Annotated in this window: 12 protein-coding genes; 7 read left to right on the top strand and 5 right to left on the bottom strand. The window is 67.7% G+C overall.

The features are described from left to right. Positions 1-12: 12 nt before the first annotated feature. On the bottom strand, positions 13-1,005 hold the full coding sequence (gene hemB, locus BKK80_RS19565; protein ID WP_071010099.1) for a porphobilinogen synthase: 993 nt from the start codon (positions 1,003-1,005) through the stop codon (positions 13-15). 277 nt (positions 1,006-1,282) lie between these two features. After that, a complete protein-coding gene (gene yihA / locus BKK80_RS19560) occupies positions 1,283-1,993 on the bottom strand; it encodes a ribosome biogenesis GTP-binding protein YihA/YsxC (protein ID WP_071010097.1) in 711 nt (236 codons plus the stop codon). Positions 1,994-2,525: 532 nt separating this feature from the next. Between yihA and BKK80_RS19555 the strand changes: the two genes are divergently transcribed. The 6 genes from BKK80_RS19555 to msrQ all read left to right on the top strand — a co-directional run bounded on the left by BKK80_RS19555 (position 2,526) and on the right by msrQ (position 9,405). Further along, entirely contained in the window at positions 2,526-3,191 is a 666-nt protein-coding gene (locus BKK80_RS19555) for a c-type cytochrome (protein ID WP_071037802.1), read from the top strand. A gap of 204 nt (positions 3,192-3,395) precedes the next feature. After that, entirely contained in the window at positions 3,396-5,585 is a 2,190-nt protein-coding gene (locus BKK80_RS19550; RefSeq protein ID WP_071070563.1) for a cytochrome c biogenesis protein ResB, read from the top strand. Positions 5,586-5,737: 152 nt separating this feature from the next. Further along, positions 5,738-6,904 (top strand): c-type cytochrome biogenesis protein CcsB, encoded by a 1,167-nt coding sequence (gene ccsB, locus BKK80_RS19545; RefSeq protein WP_198173330.1) that lies wholly within the window; start codon positions 5,738-5,740, stop codon positions 6,902-6,904. A 182-nt stretch (positions 6,905-7,086) separates the two neighbouring features. Beyond that, complete coding sequence (locus BKK80_RS19540; RefSeq protein WP_071010090.1) at positions 7,087-7,515, top strand: COG4315 family predicted lipoprotein; 429 nt, start codon at positions 7,087-7,089, stop codon at positions 7,513-7,515. Positions 7,516-7,711: 196 nt separating this feature from the next. After that, the gene (gene msrP, locus BKK80_RS19535; protein WP_071070560.1) at positions 7,712-8,722 is read left to right on the top strand and encodes a protein-methionine-sulfoxide reductase catalytic subunit MsrP; all 1,011 of its coding nucleotides are present in this window, start codon (positions 7,712-7,714) and stop codon (positions 8,720-8,722) included. Next, positions 8,722-9,405, top strand: coding sequence for a protein-methionine-sulfoxide reductase heme-binding subunit MsrQ (msrQ, locus tag BKK80_RS19530; RefSeq protein WP_071070558.1), 684 nt, complete (start codon positions 8,722-8,724; stop codon positions 9,403-9,405). The genes msrP and msrQ overlap by 1 nt, the downstream gene beginning before the upstream one ends. A 57-nt stretch (positions 9,406-9,462) precedes the next feature. Here the strand turns inward: msrQ and lysA are convergent, their stop codons facing one another. Next, complete coding sequence (lysA, locus tag BKK80_RS19525; protein WP_071070556.1) at positions 9,463-10,722, bottom strand: diaminopimelate decarboxylase; 1,260 nt, start codon at positions 10,720-10,722, stop codon at positions 9,463-9,465. A 2-nt stretch (positions 10,723-10,724) separates the two neighbouring features. Further along, a complete protein-coding gene (gene lptM / locus BKK80_RS19520; RefSeq protein WP_071015862.1) occupies positions 10,725-10,946 on the bottom strand; it encodes an LPS translocon maturation chaperone LptM in 222 nt (73 codons plus the stop codon). Positions 10,947-11,082: 136 nt separating this feature from the next. On the opposite strand from lptM, the gene cyaY reads away from it, so the two are divergent. Further along, positions 11,083-11,418, top strand: a complete 336-nt coding sequence (gene cyaY, locus BKK80_RS19515; RefSeq protein WP_071010083.1) for an iron donor protein CyaY — start codon at positions 11,083-11,085, stop codon at positions 11,416-11,418. 119 nt (positions 11,419-11,537) lie between these two features. Here the strand turns inward: cyaY and BKK80_RS19510 are convergent, their stop codons facing one another. Continuing rightward, positions 11,538-13,922 carry a penicillin-binding protein 1A gene (locus tag BKK80_RS19510; RefSeq protein ID WP_071010081.1) on the bottom strand — a complete coding sequence of 795 codons (2,385 nt, stop codon included), beginning with the start codon at positions 13,920-13,922 and terminating at the stop codon, positions 11,538-11,540. Positions 13,923-14,153: the final 231 nt, after the last annotated feature.

The raw sequence follows: 14,153 nt of genomic DNA, 5'->3' as shown, positions 1-14,153 counted from the left end.
CGGCGGCGGCGCTCAGCGTGCCAGCAGCCGCGCGGCATCGCGCGCGAAATAGGTCAGGATGCCGTCGGCGCCCGCTCGCCGGAAGGCCAGCAGGGACTCCATCATCACCTTGTCGTGGTCGAGCCAGCCGTTCTGCGCGGCGGCCTTCAGCATGGCGTACTCGCCGCTGACCTGGTAGACGTAGGTGGGGAAGCGGAACTCGTCCTTCACGCGGCGCACGATGTCCAGGTAGGGCATGCCGGGCTTGACCATCACCATGTCGGCGCCTTCCATGATGTCCTGCGCCACCTCGCGCAGGGCCTCGTCGGTGTTGGCCGGGTCCATCTGGTAGGTCATCTTGTTGCCCTTGCCCAGGTTGGCGGCGGAGCCGACCGCGTCGCGGAAAGGACCATAGAACGCCGAGGCGTACTTGGCCGAATAGGCCATGATGCGCGTGTGGATGTGGCCGGCTTCCTCGAGTGCGCTGCGCACCGCACCGATGCGCCCGTCCATCATGTCGGACGGCGCCACGATGTCGACGCCGGCCTCGGCCTGGGTCAGCGCCTGCCGGACCAGGATCTCCACGGTGACGTCGTTGATCACGTAGCCGTTTTCGTCCAGTACGCCGTCCTGGCCGTGGCTGGTGTAGGGATCGAGCGCCACGTCGGTCAGCACGCCCAGTTCGGGGAAGCGCTCCTTCAGCGCGCGCACGGCGCGTGGGATCAGGCCCTCGGCGTTCGTGGCTTCGATGCCGTCCGGCGTCTTGAGCGACGGGTCGATCACCGGGAACAGCGCAATCACCGGAATCCCCAGTTCCACGCAGTCCTGCGCCACCGGCAGCAGCAGGTCGACCGAGACGCGCTCGACGCCCGGCATCGACGCCACGCTTTCGCGCTTGTCGTGGCCATCCAGCACAAAGACCGGATAGATCAGGTTGTCGGGGGTCAGGCGATGCTCGCGCATCATGCGGCGCGAGAAGTCATCGCGGCGCATGCGGCGGGGACGGTATTCGGGGAAGGTGGACATGAACGGAATCAGCGGAGTGATGCGCCGGCCGGCCTGGCCGGCGCTGCGGCATGGGCATGTTGCCGGCCAGGCCGGCGGTCCCGTGAAAAAGAAAGTCGAGAAAAACTAAACTTTCGGGCGTGCCCGCTATCATACTCGCGGACACTCTGCGTTGCGCCATGCGCGGCGCAGTGTCCCCCGCTACTCCTCCCTGAGCGGGTACCCGTCGCCCTTCGTGGCGGGAATGTTCCTCCCCGTTGCATGCAACGGGGTTTTTTTTGCCCGCGTGCCGTGGCGCTCAGGGCGCCGGCTGCTCGCCGCCGGCCGCGTCGGGGGCCTCGGGCTGCGTCGCGGGCTTGGCGTCGGCCGCCTGCGCCTCGGGCAGGCCGAGCCAGCCGGCCACGACGCGCTGGGCCTCTTCGATGCCGCGCCGCTTCAGGCTGGAAAACAACTGCGCGGTCAGCGGCACCGGTTGTTCGAGCTGTGCCGCGTATTCCGCCAGCATGCGCCGGGTTTCACGCAAGGCCAGGGCGTTCTCGCTGTTGGTGAGCTTGTCGGCCTTGGTCAGCAGCACGTGGATGGGCCGCCCCGTGGGCAGGAACCACTCGACCATCTGGCAATCGAGGTCGGTGAACGGGCGGCGGGCGTCCATCATCAGCACCAGGCCGGCGAGCTGCGTGCGCGTCTGCACGTAGTCGCTCAGCAGGCCCTGCCAGTGGAACTTGGCGGTGCCCGAGACCTGGGCGTAGCCGTAGCCGGGAAGGTCGACCAGGAAGGCCAGCGGCTCCGGTGCCTTGACCGGTGCCACCGAGAAATAGTTGATGTGCTGGGTGCGCCCCGGTGTGCGCGACGAGAAGGCCAGGCGCTTCTGGTTGCACAACACGTTGATGGCGGTCGACTTGCCGGCGTTGGAGCGACCGGCGAACGCCACTTCCGGCACGGCCGTGGCGGGCAGGTCGCGCAGGTGGTTGACGGTATTGAAGAAGCGGGCCTGGTGTAGGAGGGACATGCGGTCGGGACTAAGCGGCTGGACGATGGCAAGACAGGTCGTCTCGCGCCATCGGGCAGCGCGGGTTGGGGCCGGCGGCGGCGAGGCCGCGCCTTGGGAGCCGGGTCGGGTGGCGTTGCCGCCGCGCCGGGGTCGGCGCCATCTTTCGAGGAGACGATTTATTGTACAATAAGCCGGTTTACGGTCTCCGGATTGGGTGACGCGTGGCATCCTTGCGCCGCCCTAGGCTTCTCCAGGAGGTCTTGCGTGTCCGTTTCATTGTGGTAGCAGCGCGGCCTTTGCGCGCTCGCCATCGGCGCTGCGTCCCTGCCCGACGCCGTGTGCGTGGCGGGTCGGAGGGGGCCGGAAGCTTCTACCCGGACCGGCGCGCGGCGGGCCCGCGGGGCGCGCCGCCGGGTCTGGGCGGTGGCGCCGGGCGCAGGTCGCGTAGAACCCTGGACATCACCACCCTGCACGCCGCGCGTCCTCACCGCGGCATGCAGGCAAGCGGCACGCAGCACGGTTTCGATAACAAATCAGACAAGGTGTGCGAATGAACCGCATTGCGCAATTCCTGGCTATCGTGGCACTGGCCCTGCCGGCCGCCACCATGACCAGTCTGGCATCCGCTGCAGAACAAGCCGCACAGGCACCGAAAGCGGACCCCGCCAAGGGTGAAACGCTGTACACGCAGGGCGCCCCCGATCGCAATGTCCCCGCCTGCCTGAGCTGCCACGGCGCCAACGGCAACAGCGGCGCCGCCGCCAATCCGAAGCTCGCCGGCCAGCATCCCGAGTACATCGTCAAGGAACTGCAGAACTTCAAGGCGAAGACCCGCAACAACGCCATCATGTCGGCCTATGCCGCCACGCTGAGCGACCAGGAAATGCGCGATGTCGGCGCCTACCTGGCCAAGCAGGGACTGAAGCCTGCCACGGCCAAGAACAAGGACACCATCGAGGCCGGCCAGAAGATCTACCGCGGCGGCATTGCCGCCAAGGCTGTGCCGGCTTGCGCCGCCTGCCACGGCCCGACCGGCGCCGGCATCCCGGCCCAGTATCCGCGCATCGGCGGTCAGTGGGCCGACTACACCGAGGCGCAGCTGGTCGCGTTCCGCCAGGGCACGCGCACCAACAACCCGGTGATGACGGCCATCGCCGCGCGCATGTCGGACGCCGAGATCAAGGCAGTGGCCGACTACGTCGCCGGCGTCCGCTGAGGCTGGCCTGCGCCGGAACGGCCCGAGGCCCTGCGGCAAGCTGACGCAGGAACGGGGCGCGGCCCGGCGCGCGGAGTATCATCGAACAGGGTGGGCTGCTCGCCGAGCAGGTCCGCCCTTTTTCTTGCCAACCTATGCTCCAAGCATCCGGCCACCCGTCTGGCCACAAGTTTGGCCACAACCGGCTGTAGGGCCTGACCGCACATGTCGACCGCTTCCACTTCGGGACTGCACCTGAAGACACCCCACCGCCTGCTGCGCGACGCGGTCGAGCTGCTGTCCTCGATGCGCTTCGCCATCACGCTGCTGACGGTGATCGCCATCGCCAGCGTGATCGGCACCGTGCTCAAGCAGAACGAGCCCTACCCGAACTACGTCAACCAGTTCGGGCCGTTCTGGGCCGACCTGTTCCATGCGCTGTCGCTGCAGAAGGTCTACAGCTCCTGGTGGTTCCTGTTGATCCTGGCCTTCCTGGTCATCTCGACCTCGCTGTGCATCGCGCGCAACGCCCCCAAGATGGTGGCCGACATGCGTTCGTGGAAGGACCATGTGCGCGAGCGCAGCCTGCGTGCCTTCCACCACCGCGGCGAATTCGATACCGGGCGCGGGCGCGCCGATGCTGCCGCTCACCTGCAGGCACTGCTGCACAACCGTGGCTACCGCATCCGGCCGGTGGCCCACGAGGGTGCCACGCTGCTGGCGGCCAAGGCCGGTGCTGCCAACAAGCTGGGCTACATCCTCGCTCACAGCGCCATCGTGGTGATCTGCCTGGGCGGGCTGATCGACGGCGACATGCTGATCCGCGCACAGATGTGGTTCGGCGGCAAGACGCCGATCTCGGGCAATGCCGTGATCAGCGAGATTCCGCCGCAGCATCGCCTGTCGGCCAGCAACCCGGGCTTCCGCGGCAATGCCTTCGTGCCCGAGGGGGCCACCGTTTCCACCGCCATTCTCAACGTGGCCGACGGCGCCCTGGTGCAGGACCTGCCGTTCACGCTCACGCTGAAGAAATTCACCATCGAGCACTATTCCACCGGCATGCCCAAGCTGTTCGCCTCGGACGTGGTGGTGACCGACCGCGCCACCGGCAAGCGCACCGAGGCCACGATCAAGGTCAACGAGCCGCTGGTGGTGGATGGCGTGGCCATCTACCAGTCGAGCTTCGAGGATGGTGGCTCGCACCTGAAGTTCGTCGGCTATCCGATGCAGGGCTCGTCCGACAAGACATTCGCCTTTACCGGCAGCGTCGGCGGCAATGCCCCGCTGGCCGGCACCGGTACCGCGGCGGACCAGGATGGCCTGACGGTGGAGTTCAGCGATTTCCGGCTAATGAACATCGAGAACGTCACCGATGCCTCGGGCAAGCCCGACGCGCGCGGTGTGGCGCGCCAGTCGCTCAATGCCAAACTGGAATCCCATCTCGGCGCGGCCGCGAATCCCGAGCGCGCCAAGGAACTGCGCAACGTCGGTCCGTCGGTGCAGTACAAGCTGCGCGATCGCAATGGCCAGGCGCGTGAGTTCAACAACTACATGGTGCCGGTACAGCTCGACGGGCAGACGGTCTTCCTGGCCGGCGTGCGCGACTCCCCCAACGAGCCCTTCCGCTACCTGCGCATTCCTGCCGACGACCAGGGCAGCGTGGCCGACTGGATGCGCCTGCGCGCCGCGCTGCAGGACCGTGGCATGCGCGGCGAGGCAGCGCGCCGTTTTGCGCAGGCGTCGATGCCCGGCGAGGACAAGGCCACGCTGCGCACGCAACTTGCCGAAAGCGCCCTGCGCGCGCTCGACCTGTTTGCAGGCGCCAGCCGTCCGGCGCCGGACGCGCCGCCGGGCGGCTTTGCCGCGGTGGCCGCCTTCCTGGAAAAGACCGTGCCGCAGGCCGAGCAGCAGAAGGCGGCCGACGTGCTGCTCAAGATCCTGAACGGTTCCATGTGGGAGCTGTGGCAGATATCGCGCGAGCACGACAAGCTACCGGTGGTGCCCAACAGCGTGCAGAGCGGCGCCTTCCTGCAGCAGGCGGTCAATGCGCTGTCCGACAGCGTCTTCTACCAGGCGCCGGTCTTCTTGCAGCTCGAAGACTTCCAGCAGGTCCAGGCCAGCGTGTTCCAGCTGACCCGTGCGCCGGGCAAGAACATCGTGTATCTTGGCTGTCTGCTGCTGGTGCTGGGCGTGTTCGCCATGCTCTATATCCGCGAGCGGCGCGTCTGGATCTGGATCAAGGACCGCGCCGAGGGGGCGGGAAGCCACGTGCTGATGGCCATGTCGACCCAGCGCCGCACGCTGGACTTCGAGAAGGAGTTCACGGCCTTGCGCGACGATGTGCGCCGCGCCGCAGGCGCGCCGGCCGAGGAGGGCGCGGCCGCGGTGGCGGCAGAAGACCGGCCGGCTCACTAGGCCGGCCAGGCAAGGTCCGCGAGGGCAGCCCGCGCCAGGCGGGCGGGGCGGCGCGCCGCACGCGCCGGAGAAAACAGCGGCGCCGGTCCGGCCGGCGCGCGATGATGCAGGCAGGAGATATGTCGTCCAATGTGAACCAGGCCAGCGCCGGCATGGGCGCCGCGCGGCCCGGCGCCGCCGCCGAACCGGCGCCTTACCTCGAACCGTCTTTCCTGCGCCGCCTCGGCTGGCTCGACTGGGTCTTCGCCCTGCTGCTCGCCGTCGGCGCGGGCGTGGCGCTGACCCGCTACGGCAACTGGATGAACGGCTATGACAAGGCCGTGCTGATCGCCTCGGTGCCGACCTTTGCGCTGCTCGGCTGGCACTGGAAACCGGTGCGCCTGCTGATGGTGGTATTGGCCGTGCTGGCGCTGTCCGCCCTGCAGCTTTACCAGGGGCAGCTTGCGCGCGCCGAGCAGGCCTTCTTCCTGAAGTATTTCCTCTCGAGCCAATCGGCCATCCTGTGGATGAGCGCGCTGGTCTTCCTTTCTACGCTGTTCTACTGGGGCGGCCTGCTGGCCCGCAGCGCCACCGGCTACAGCATCGGCCACAAGCTGTGCTGGGCGGCAGTCGCGCTGGGCTTCACCGGCTTGCTGGTGCGCTGGTACGAGTCCTACCTGATCGGCACCGACATCGGGCATATCCCCATCTCGAACCTGTATGAAGTGTTCGTGCTGTTCACGCTGATCACGTCGCTGTTCTACCTGTACTACGAGGGCCGCTACGCCACGCGCGCGCTGGGTCCCTTCGTGATGCTGGTGGTGTCGGCCGCGGTCGGCTTCCTGCTGTGGTACACGGTGAGCCGCAATGCGCAGGAGATCCAGCCCCTGGTGCCGGCGCTGCAGAGCTGGTGGATGAAGATCCACGTGCCGGCGAACTTCATCGGCTACGGCACCTTCGCGCTGGCCGCGATGGTAGCAGTGGCCTACCTGCTCAAGCAGAAAGGCATCCTGGCCGAGCGCCTGCCGGCGCTGGAGGTGCTGGACGATGTCATGTACAAGGCGATCGCGATCGGTTTCGCCTTCTTCACCATCGCCACCATCCTGGGAGCGTTGTGGGCCGCCGAGGCCTGGGGCGGGTATTGGAGCTGGGACCCCAAGGAGACCTGGGCGCTGATCGTCTGGCTGAACTACGCAGCCTGGTTGCACATGCGCCTGATGAAGGGCTTGCGCGGCACCATGGCGGCCTGGTGGGCACTGGTCGGCCTGTTGGTCACGACCTTTGCCTTCCTGGGGGTGAACATGTTCCTGTCCGGCCTGCACAGCTACGGCGAGCTGTAGTCCCGTACCACGGCCGCACCGTTGTGATGTGACGGATTTGACGCATCGCAAGGAACCTGCCCCCTGGGCAGGTTTTTTTTCGCGCCGAGGATGAAAAGCGCCGTATTCGGTGTTTACTGAGAGGACGGCGCCGGCTGGCGGCGCCTTTTTTTGCTTTTTTCTTTTGACTGGAGACTGACATCATGGCCCGTTTCTGTCGTACCGCTCCCTTCGCGCGCGCCGGCGCCCTGGCCCTGGCCTGCTCGGCTGTCCTGCTGGCGGCCTGTTCCAGCATGGGAATGGGAAGCTCCAGCGGCAATATGCCGCCCACGGTCAAGGTGACGAATGGTGCGCTGAGTGATCCCCAGGGCCTGACCCTCTATGTGTTCGACCGTGACAATGTCGGGGCCGGCGTCAGCGCCTGCAACGGCGCCTGCGCAAAGAACTGGCCGCCGCTGCTGGCCCAGCCCGGCACGTCGCCGAGCGGTGACTTCACCATCATCACGCGCGAGGATGGCAGCAAGCAGTGGGCCTACCGCGGCCGTCCGCTTTACCGCTTCGCCAAGGATGCCAGCCCGGGGGACCGCGCCGGCGACAACTTCAACAACGTCTGGCACGTCGCCACGCCCTGACGCATCGGGCCCGAGCGGCCCGCGCCGGCGTGACGGAGCCGGCGCGGCCGCCATGCCCTGGGGAGATGGGTGGCTTGGTGGCGGCACGGCAAGAAAACTGTCAGGTTCGGGGCGTACCGTCCGACCAAGGCTGGTGTCCGATGCCCGATGCGGCGCGATGGTGTGTCCCCGGGCTGGCCCGTACAAAGGAAAGACCATGCTGATTCCTCCTCCGCGATGGCTGCGCGGCACCGATGTGCCCGCCTCCGAGATCACGCCGCGCTCGCTGTTCGAGTCGCGCCGGCGACTGCTGGCGCTGGCGGCCGGCGGCGGAGCGATCGGCGCACTCGGCCCCTGGGCCGCGCGCCACGCGCGTGCCCAGGGGCCGGCCGGCCACGGCCCGCGGCTGGCGGCGGTGCTGAACCGCAGCTATGTGGTGGCAGACCGGCAGACATCCTATGAGGACATCACCACCTACAACAATTTCTATGAATTCGGCACGGACAAGTCCGATCCGGCCCGCTTCGCCGACACGCTGCGCCCGCGCCCCTGGCAGGTCGTGGTGGAAGGCCTGGTCAACAAGCCCAAGGTGTTCGACCTGGATGAGCTGCTGAAGCTGGCGCCGCTGGAGGAGCGCATCTGCCGGATGCGCTGCGTCGAGGGCTGGTCGATGGTGATCCCCTGGATCGGTTACTCCCTGGCGAACCTGGTGCGCCGCGTCGAGCCGCAGGGCAGCGCCAAGTACGTGCAGTTCCTCACGCTGGCCGACAAGAAGCAGATGCCCGGACTGGCCAGCCCGGTGCTGGACTGGCCCTATAGCGAGGGTTTGCGCATGGACGAAGCCATGCACCCGCTCGCACTGCTGGCCTTCGGCCTGTACGGCGAAGTGCTGCCCAGGCAGAACGGCGCGCCGGTGCGCATGGTGTTGCCATGGAAGTACGGCTTCAAGGGGGCCAAGTCCATCGCGCGCATCCGCTTCGTCGAGCGGCAGCCGCCGACCAGCTGGAACCAGGCGGCGCCGCAGGAGTACGGCTTCTTCTCGAATGTCAATCCGGAGGTCGACCATCCGCGCTGGAGCCAGGCCACCGAGCGCCGCATTGGCGAGGATAAGGGCGGCGGTGGCTTTGCCGCGCTGTTCGCGCCCAAGCGCAAGACGCTGATGTTCAACGGCTACGCCGAGCAGGTGGCCTCGCTCTACCAGGGCATGGACCTGAGGAAGTACTTCTGATGGCCGCCCCGGACCTGCCTGCAGGCCAGAGGCCGGCCACGGCCGCCGGGCGCTGGAGCCTGGCCGCGCCGACCCCCGCGGCCCTGCGTGCGATCAAGCTGGCGGCATGGCTGCTGGCCCTGCTGCCGTTCGTACGCCTGCTCTATCTGGGGGCGACCGACCGCTTCGGCGCCAATCCCCTGGAATTCGTCACGCGCTCAACCGGTACCTGGACCCTGGTGATGCTGTGCGCGACGCTGGCGGTGACGCCGCTGCGGCGGTTGCTGGGCTGGAACTGGCTGGTGCGGCTGCGCCGCATGCTGGGCCTGTTCGCCTTCTTCTATGGCTTGCAGCACTTCCTGCTGTGGGTCGGCGTGGACCGCGGCTTCGACTTCGCCTACATGCTGAAGGACGTGGCCAAGCGGCCGTTCATCACGGTGGGATTCGCTGCCTTCATGCTGATGGTGCCATTGGCCGCGACCTCCACCAACGCGATGGTACGGCGCCTTGGCGGCAGGGCCTGGCAGCGCCTGCACCGGGCCGTCTATGCGATCGCGGTGCTGGCCATCCTGCACTACTGGTGGCACAAGTCAGGCAAGCACGATTTCGCCGTGGTGTCGGTCTATGCCACGGTGGTGTTCGTGCTGCTGGGACTGCGGCTGTGGTGGCGCAGACCGCGGGCGCAGGAGGTGCGCCACGCATAAGGGGCGGCGCGGAGCGGGGTGCAGGGGGAGCCGGACGCCGCTCCCCCCGTGGAGGCGTCAGCCCTGCAGCAGTCGCTCGCCGCGGTACAGGTCCTCGACGCGTTCGCGCTCGCGCACCAGGTGCACGGTGTCGCCGTCGACCATGACTTCGGCGGCACGCGTGCGCGTGTTGTAGTTCGAACTCATGACGAAGCCGTAGGCGCCAGCCGACATGATGGCCAGCAGGTCGCCCGGTTGAACTGCCAGGGCGCGGTCGCGGCCGAGCCAGTCGCCAGACTCGCAGACCGGGCCGACCACGTCGTAGGTCACGGCCTGCGCGGCGCGCGGCGCGACCGCTTCGATGGCGTGGTAGGCCTCGTACATGGCCGGGCGCGCCAGATCGTTCATCGCGGCATCGACGATGCAGAAGTTCTTGGTGGCACCCGGCTTCAGGTACTCGACGCGCGCGAGCAGCAGGCCGGCATTGCCCACCAGGGAGCGGCCCGGCTCGAACAGCACTTCACGGTGGCCGTGGCCGCGCGCGGCCACGTGCGACAGCAGCGTCGAGGCGAAGGCCGTGATGTCCGGCGGCGTTTCGTCGGCGTAGGTGATGCCTAGGCCGCCGCCGACATCGATGTGCTCCAGGTCGATGCCTTCCTGCGCCAGTGCCTCCACCACGTCCAGCACCTTGTCCAGTGCCTCCAGGTAGGGCGCCACTTCGGTGATCTGCGAGCCGATATGGCAGTCGATGCCCACCACCTCAAGGTGGGGCAGGGCCGCCGCGGCGCGGTAGGTCGGCAGCACGTCCTCGAAGGCGATGCCGAACTTGTTGCCCTTCAGGCCGGTGGAAATGTAGGGGTGCGTCCTGGCGTCGACGTCCGGGTTGATGCGCAGCGACACGCGCGCGCGCTTGCCCAGCCGGCCGGCCACGGCGTTCAGCCGGTCCAGTTCGGGAATGGATTCGACGTTGAACGACAGCACCTCGTGCGAGAGCGCCAGTTCCATCTCCGCCGCGCTCTTGCCCACGCCGGAGAACACCACCTTGCGCGGATCGCCGCCGGCGGCCAGCACCCGCATCAGCTCGCCGCCCGAGACGATATCGAAGCCCGCGCCCAGGGCGGCGAAGACCTGCAGCACGGCCAGGTTGGAGTTGGCCTTCATCGCGTACTGCACGCGCGCACGGCGGCCGGCGCAGGCGGCGGCGTAGGCCTCGTAGGCGGCGGTCAGCGCGGCGCGCGAGTAGACGTAGGTCGGCGTACCGAATTCGGCGGCGATGCGCGACAGCGGCACTTGCTCGACGGCAAGCTCGCCGTCGCGACGTTGGAAGAAGGCGTTCATGGTCACTTGGAGGCGGGGGCGCTCGCGGCCGGCGCTGCGGCTGCGGGGGCGCCTGGCGCGTAGACGGCGTCGGGACGGCCCAGTCCCGGATCGGGTGCGGCGGGCGCGGTCGGCTCGGGCGGGCGCTTGGGCATCACCAGCGGGCCGCGCACGCCGCATCCCGACAGCAGGGACATCGCAAGGCTGGCGGCAAACGCCGATACAATCGCTACACGACGCAACATCGGGTCGTCCTTGAAGAAGCGTCCCGGCCGGGACGGGCCGGGACCATCGGAATTGCATTCAAATACAGCGCCGGCCGCGCCCGCGCCTGCATGATGCGGGCGCAGGAAGAGCGGCCGGCGGACCTTGGAGTTTAGCATGCCCCCCTTGAGCGAGAGCGAGTTCCTGGCCCTGGCAGAACAGGAGCTGGACCGTCTGGAACGCGCCGTGGAAGACGCGGCGGATGCCGCCGGCGCCGACATCGAGATCAACCGCAGCGGCAACGTGATGGAGCTGGAATTCGAAGACGGCTCCAAGATCATCGTCAACAGCCAGGCGCCGATGCAGGAGCTGTGGGTGGCGGCACGCGCGGGCGGCTTCCACTTCCGCCGCGACGGCGGGCGCTGGGTCGACACGCGCGGCGGCGGCGAATTGTTCGAGGCGCTGTCGCGCTACCTGAGCCAGCAGGCAGGGGTGGTGCTGACCCTGGCCTGAGGCTGATCCTGGCCCGAGGCGTGCGGGCGCGCGCCTGCGCTGCCATGCCCATGAAAAAGCCGGCCACAGGGCCGGCTTTTTTCATGGGCGCGAGGTGGCTGCCAGTTGTCTCTAGCGTTTCAAGCGCCGCCGAACATCTCCAGGACGCGCTTCTTCTCCGCTTCGGCATCGGCCGGCGACTGCGGCTGCGAGGCGCCGCTGTCGGCCTTGCCGGGCCACGGGTCGCCCAGGCCCACCGAGGCTACGCCGGCACCACCGGCATTTTCCTCGAAGGTCCAGTCTCCGCCGGCCATCACCACCCCCTCCGGCGGCTGGCGCTCGGGGATTTCCGGCACGCCCTTGAGGGCATGGCTCATGTAGCCGACCCAGATCGGCAGTGCCAGGCCGCCGCCGGTCTCGCGCACGCCCAGGCTCTTGGGCTGGTCATAGCCCATCCAGGCGATCGCAACCAGGCCCGGCGTATAGCCGGCGAACCAGGCATCGACCGCATCGTTGGTGGTACCGGTCTTGCCGGCCAGGTCGTTGCGGCCAAGGCGCTGCTTGGCGAGGTTGGCCGTGCCCATGCGCACCACATCGCGCAGCATGCTGTCGGCGATGAAGGCTGTGCGGGCATCGAGCACGCGCACGGCATCCTGGCCGGCGCGCGCGGGCCTGGTCTCCGACAGCACATTGCCGCGCGCGTCGACGACCTTCTGGATCAGGAAGGGATTGACGCGGTAGCCGCCGTTGGCGAATACCGAATAGGCTGCCGCCATCTGCAGCGGGGTCACGCTGCCCGAGCCCAGCGCCATCGGCAGGTAGGCGGGATGCTTGTCGGCGTCGAAGCCGAAGCGCGTGATGTAGTCCTGGGCGTATTGCGTGCCGATCGCGCGCAGGATGCGCACCGAGACCAGATTCTTCGACTTGGCCAGCGCGCGGCGCATGGTCATCGGGCCTTCGAACTTGCCGTCGTAGTTCTTCGGCTCCCAGACCTGGCCGCCGGTGTCGGGGCCGATGGTCAGCGGCGCGTCGTTGATCACGGTGGCAGGGGAGAAGCCTTTCTCCAGCGCAGCCGAGTAGATGAAAGGCTTGAAGCTTGAACCGGGCTGGCGCCACGCCTGCGTCACGTGGTTGAACTTGTTGCGGTTGAAGTCGAAGCCGCCCACCATCGAGCGGATCTGGCCATCGTTGGGGTCGATCGAGATGAAGGCCGCCGACACCTCGGGCAACTGCGTGACCGACCAGGCGCCCTTGGCATCCTGCGTCACGCGGATGATGGCGCCCGGGCGCATCTTCATTTTCGGCTGGGCGCTGGCCGACAGCGAGGGGGCGATGAATCGCAGCGCCGCACCTTCGATGGTGGCGACCTCGCCCGACAGCAGCGTGGCCGTGACCTGGCGCGGCGTCACGCTGGTGACCACGGCCGAGCGCAGGTCGTCGCTGCCGGGGTGTTCCAGCAGCGCGTCGTCGATGGCCTGCTCGCGGTCGTCGGCATTGCCCGGCAGGTCGATGAAGGCCTCCGGCCCGCGGTAGCCGTGCTTGCGCTCGTAATTCATGATGCCGTCGCGCACGGATTCATAGGCGGCGTCCTGGTCGGGCTTGCGCAGCGTGGTGTAGACGGTCAGGCCGCGCGTATAGGTCTCTTCGCGGTACTGGGCGTACATCAGCTGGCGCACCATCTCGGCCACGTACTCGGCATGGGTCGAGAACTCGTTGCCTTCGCTGCGTACCTTCACTTCCTCGTGCAGCGCCTGCTCATATTGCTCCGGCGTGATGTAGCGCAGGTCGCGCATGCGCTGCAGGATGTACTCCTGGCGCACCTTGGCGCGCTTCGGGTTGACCACCGGGTTGTAGGCCGAGGGCGCCTTGGGCAGGCCCGCCAGCATGGCCGCTTCGGCGATGCTGAGGTCCTGGATCGACTTGCCGAAATACACGCGCGCCGCGCTGGCGAAGCCGTAGGCGCGCTGTCCCAGGTAGATCTGGTTCATGTACAGCTCGAGGATCTGGTCCTTGCTCAGGTTCGCCTCGATCTTGTACGACAGCAGCATCTCGTAGATCTTGCGCGTATAGGTCTTCTCGCTCGACAGGAAGAAGTTGCGCGCCACCTGCATGGTGATGGTCGAGGCGCCCTGAGACAAGCCGCCGCGCAGGTTGGCCAGGCCCGCACGCAGCACGCCGACGAAGTCGACGCCGCCGTGCTCGTAGAAGCGGTCGTCCTCGATCGCCAGCACCGCCTTCTTCATGATGTCCGGGATCTGCGTGATCGGCACGAAATTGCGGCGCTCTTCGCCGAACTCGCCGATCAGCACGTTGTCCGCGGTGTAGACGCGCAGCGGGATCTTGGGACGGTAGTCCGTGATGGTGTCGAGCGAAGGCAGGTTCGGGGCTGCCACCAGCAGGGCATAACCGAGCAGCAGCGCAACGGCGACGGCACCGGCCAGCAGCAGGCCGAATCCCCACATCAGCGCGCGCTGCCAGAGGGGGCGGCGGGCGGGGGCGGGCGTCGTCGGTTGTGGGGTGACCATGGGGAATTTGCCTAGTCTGAGGTGCCCGGATTATATCGCCCGTGTCCCTGCGCTCCGCTTCGCCGGTGACGGAAGCGCCGCAGCAGTGCTGTTACAAGATGTAATGCCTTGGAAACCTGTCTGAAACCGCGTGGAAGTCGGCAAAGTGCCTTCGCGGCGCATGCGGGAGAGGGGCGTCGGATTTTGGCAACGCTTTGGCAGGGGCGGAAACAAATTAAATGCGTGTCCAGA

Origin of the sequence: Cupriavidus malaysiensis (genome assembly GCF_001854325.1) — a bacterium.
GTDB classification, from domain to species: Bacteria; Pseudomonadota; Gammaproteobacteria; order Burkholderiales; family Burkholderiaceae; genus Cupriavidus; species Cupriavidus malaysiensis.
Note: the sequence above shows the minus strand (reverse complement) of the source record. Positions and strands in the feature narration are given on the sequence as shown.

Bases quoted from the DNA above. Each gene is read 5' to 3' on its own strand.
- hemB (WP_071010099.1), bottom strand. From the start codon at position 1,005: ATGTCCACCTTCCCCGAATACCGTCCCCGCCGCATGCGCCGCGATGAC.
- yihA (WP_071010097.1), bottom strand. From the start codon at position 1,993: ATGTCCCTCCTACACCAGGCCCGCTTCTTCAATACCGTCAACCACCTG.
- BKK80_RS19555 (WP_071037802.1), top strand. From the start codon at position 2,526: ATGAACCGCATTGCGCAATTCCTGGCTATCGTGGCACTGGCCCTGCCG.
- BKK80_RS19550 (WP_071070563.1), top strand. From the start codon at position 3,396: ATGTCGACCGCTTCCACTTCGGGACTGCACCTGAAGACACCCCACCGC.
- ccsB (WP_198173330.1), top strand. From the start codon at position 5,738: ATGGGCGCCGCGCGGCCCGGCGCCGCCGCCGAACCGGCGCCTTACCTC.
- BKK80_RS19540 (WP_071010090.1), top strand. From the start codon at position 7,087: ATGGCCCGTTTCTGTCGTACCGCTCCCTTCGCGCGCGCCGGCGCCCTG.
- msrP (WP_071070560.1), top strand. From the start codon at position 7,712: ATGCTGATTCCTCCTCCGCGATGGCTGCGCGGCACCGATGTGCCCGCC.
- msrQ (WP_071070558.1), top strand. From the start codon at position 8,722: ATGGCCGCCCCGGACCTGCCTGCAGGCCAGAGGCCGGCCACGGCCGCC.
- lysA (WP_071070556.1), bottom strand. From the start codon at position 10,722: ATGAACGCCTTCTTCCAACGTCGCGACGGCGAGCTTGCCGTCGAGCAA.
- lptM (WP_071015862.1), bottom strand. From the start codon at position 10,946: ATGTTGCGTCGTGTAGCGATTGTATCGGCGTTTGCCGCCAGCCTTGCG.
- cyaY (WP_071010083.1), top strand. From the start codon at position 11,083: ATGCCCCCCTTGAGCGAGAGCGAGTTCCTGGCCCTGGCAGAACAGGAG.
- BKK80_RS19510 (WP_071010081.1), bottom strand. From the start codon at position 13,922: ATGGTCACCCCACAACCGACGACGCCCGCCCCCGCCCGCCGCCCCCTC.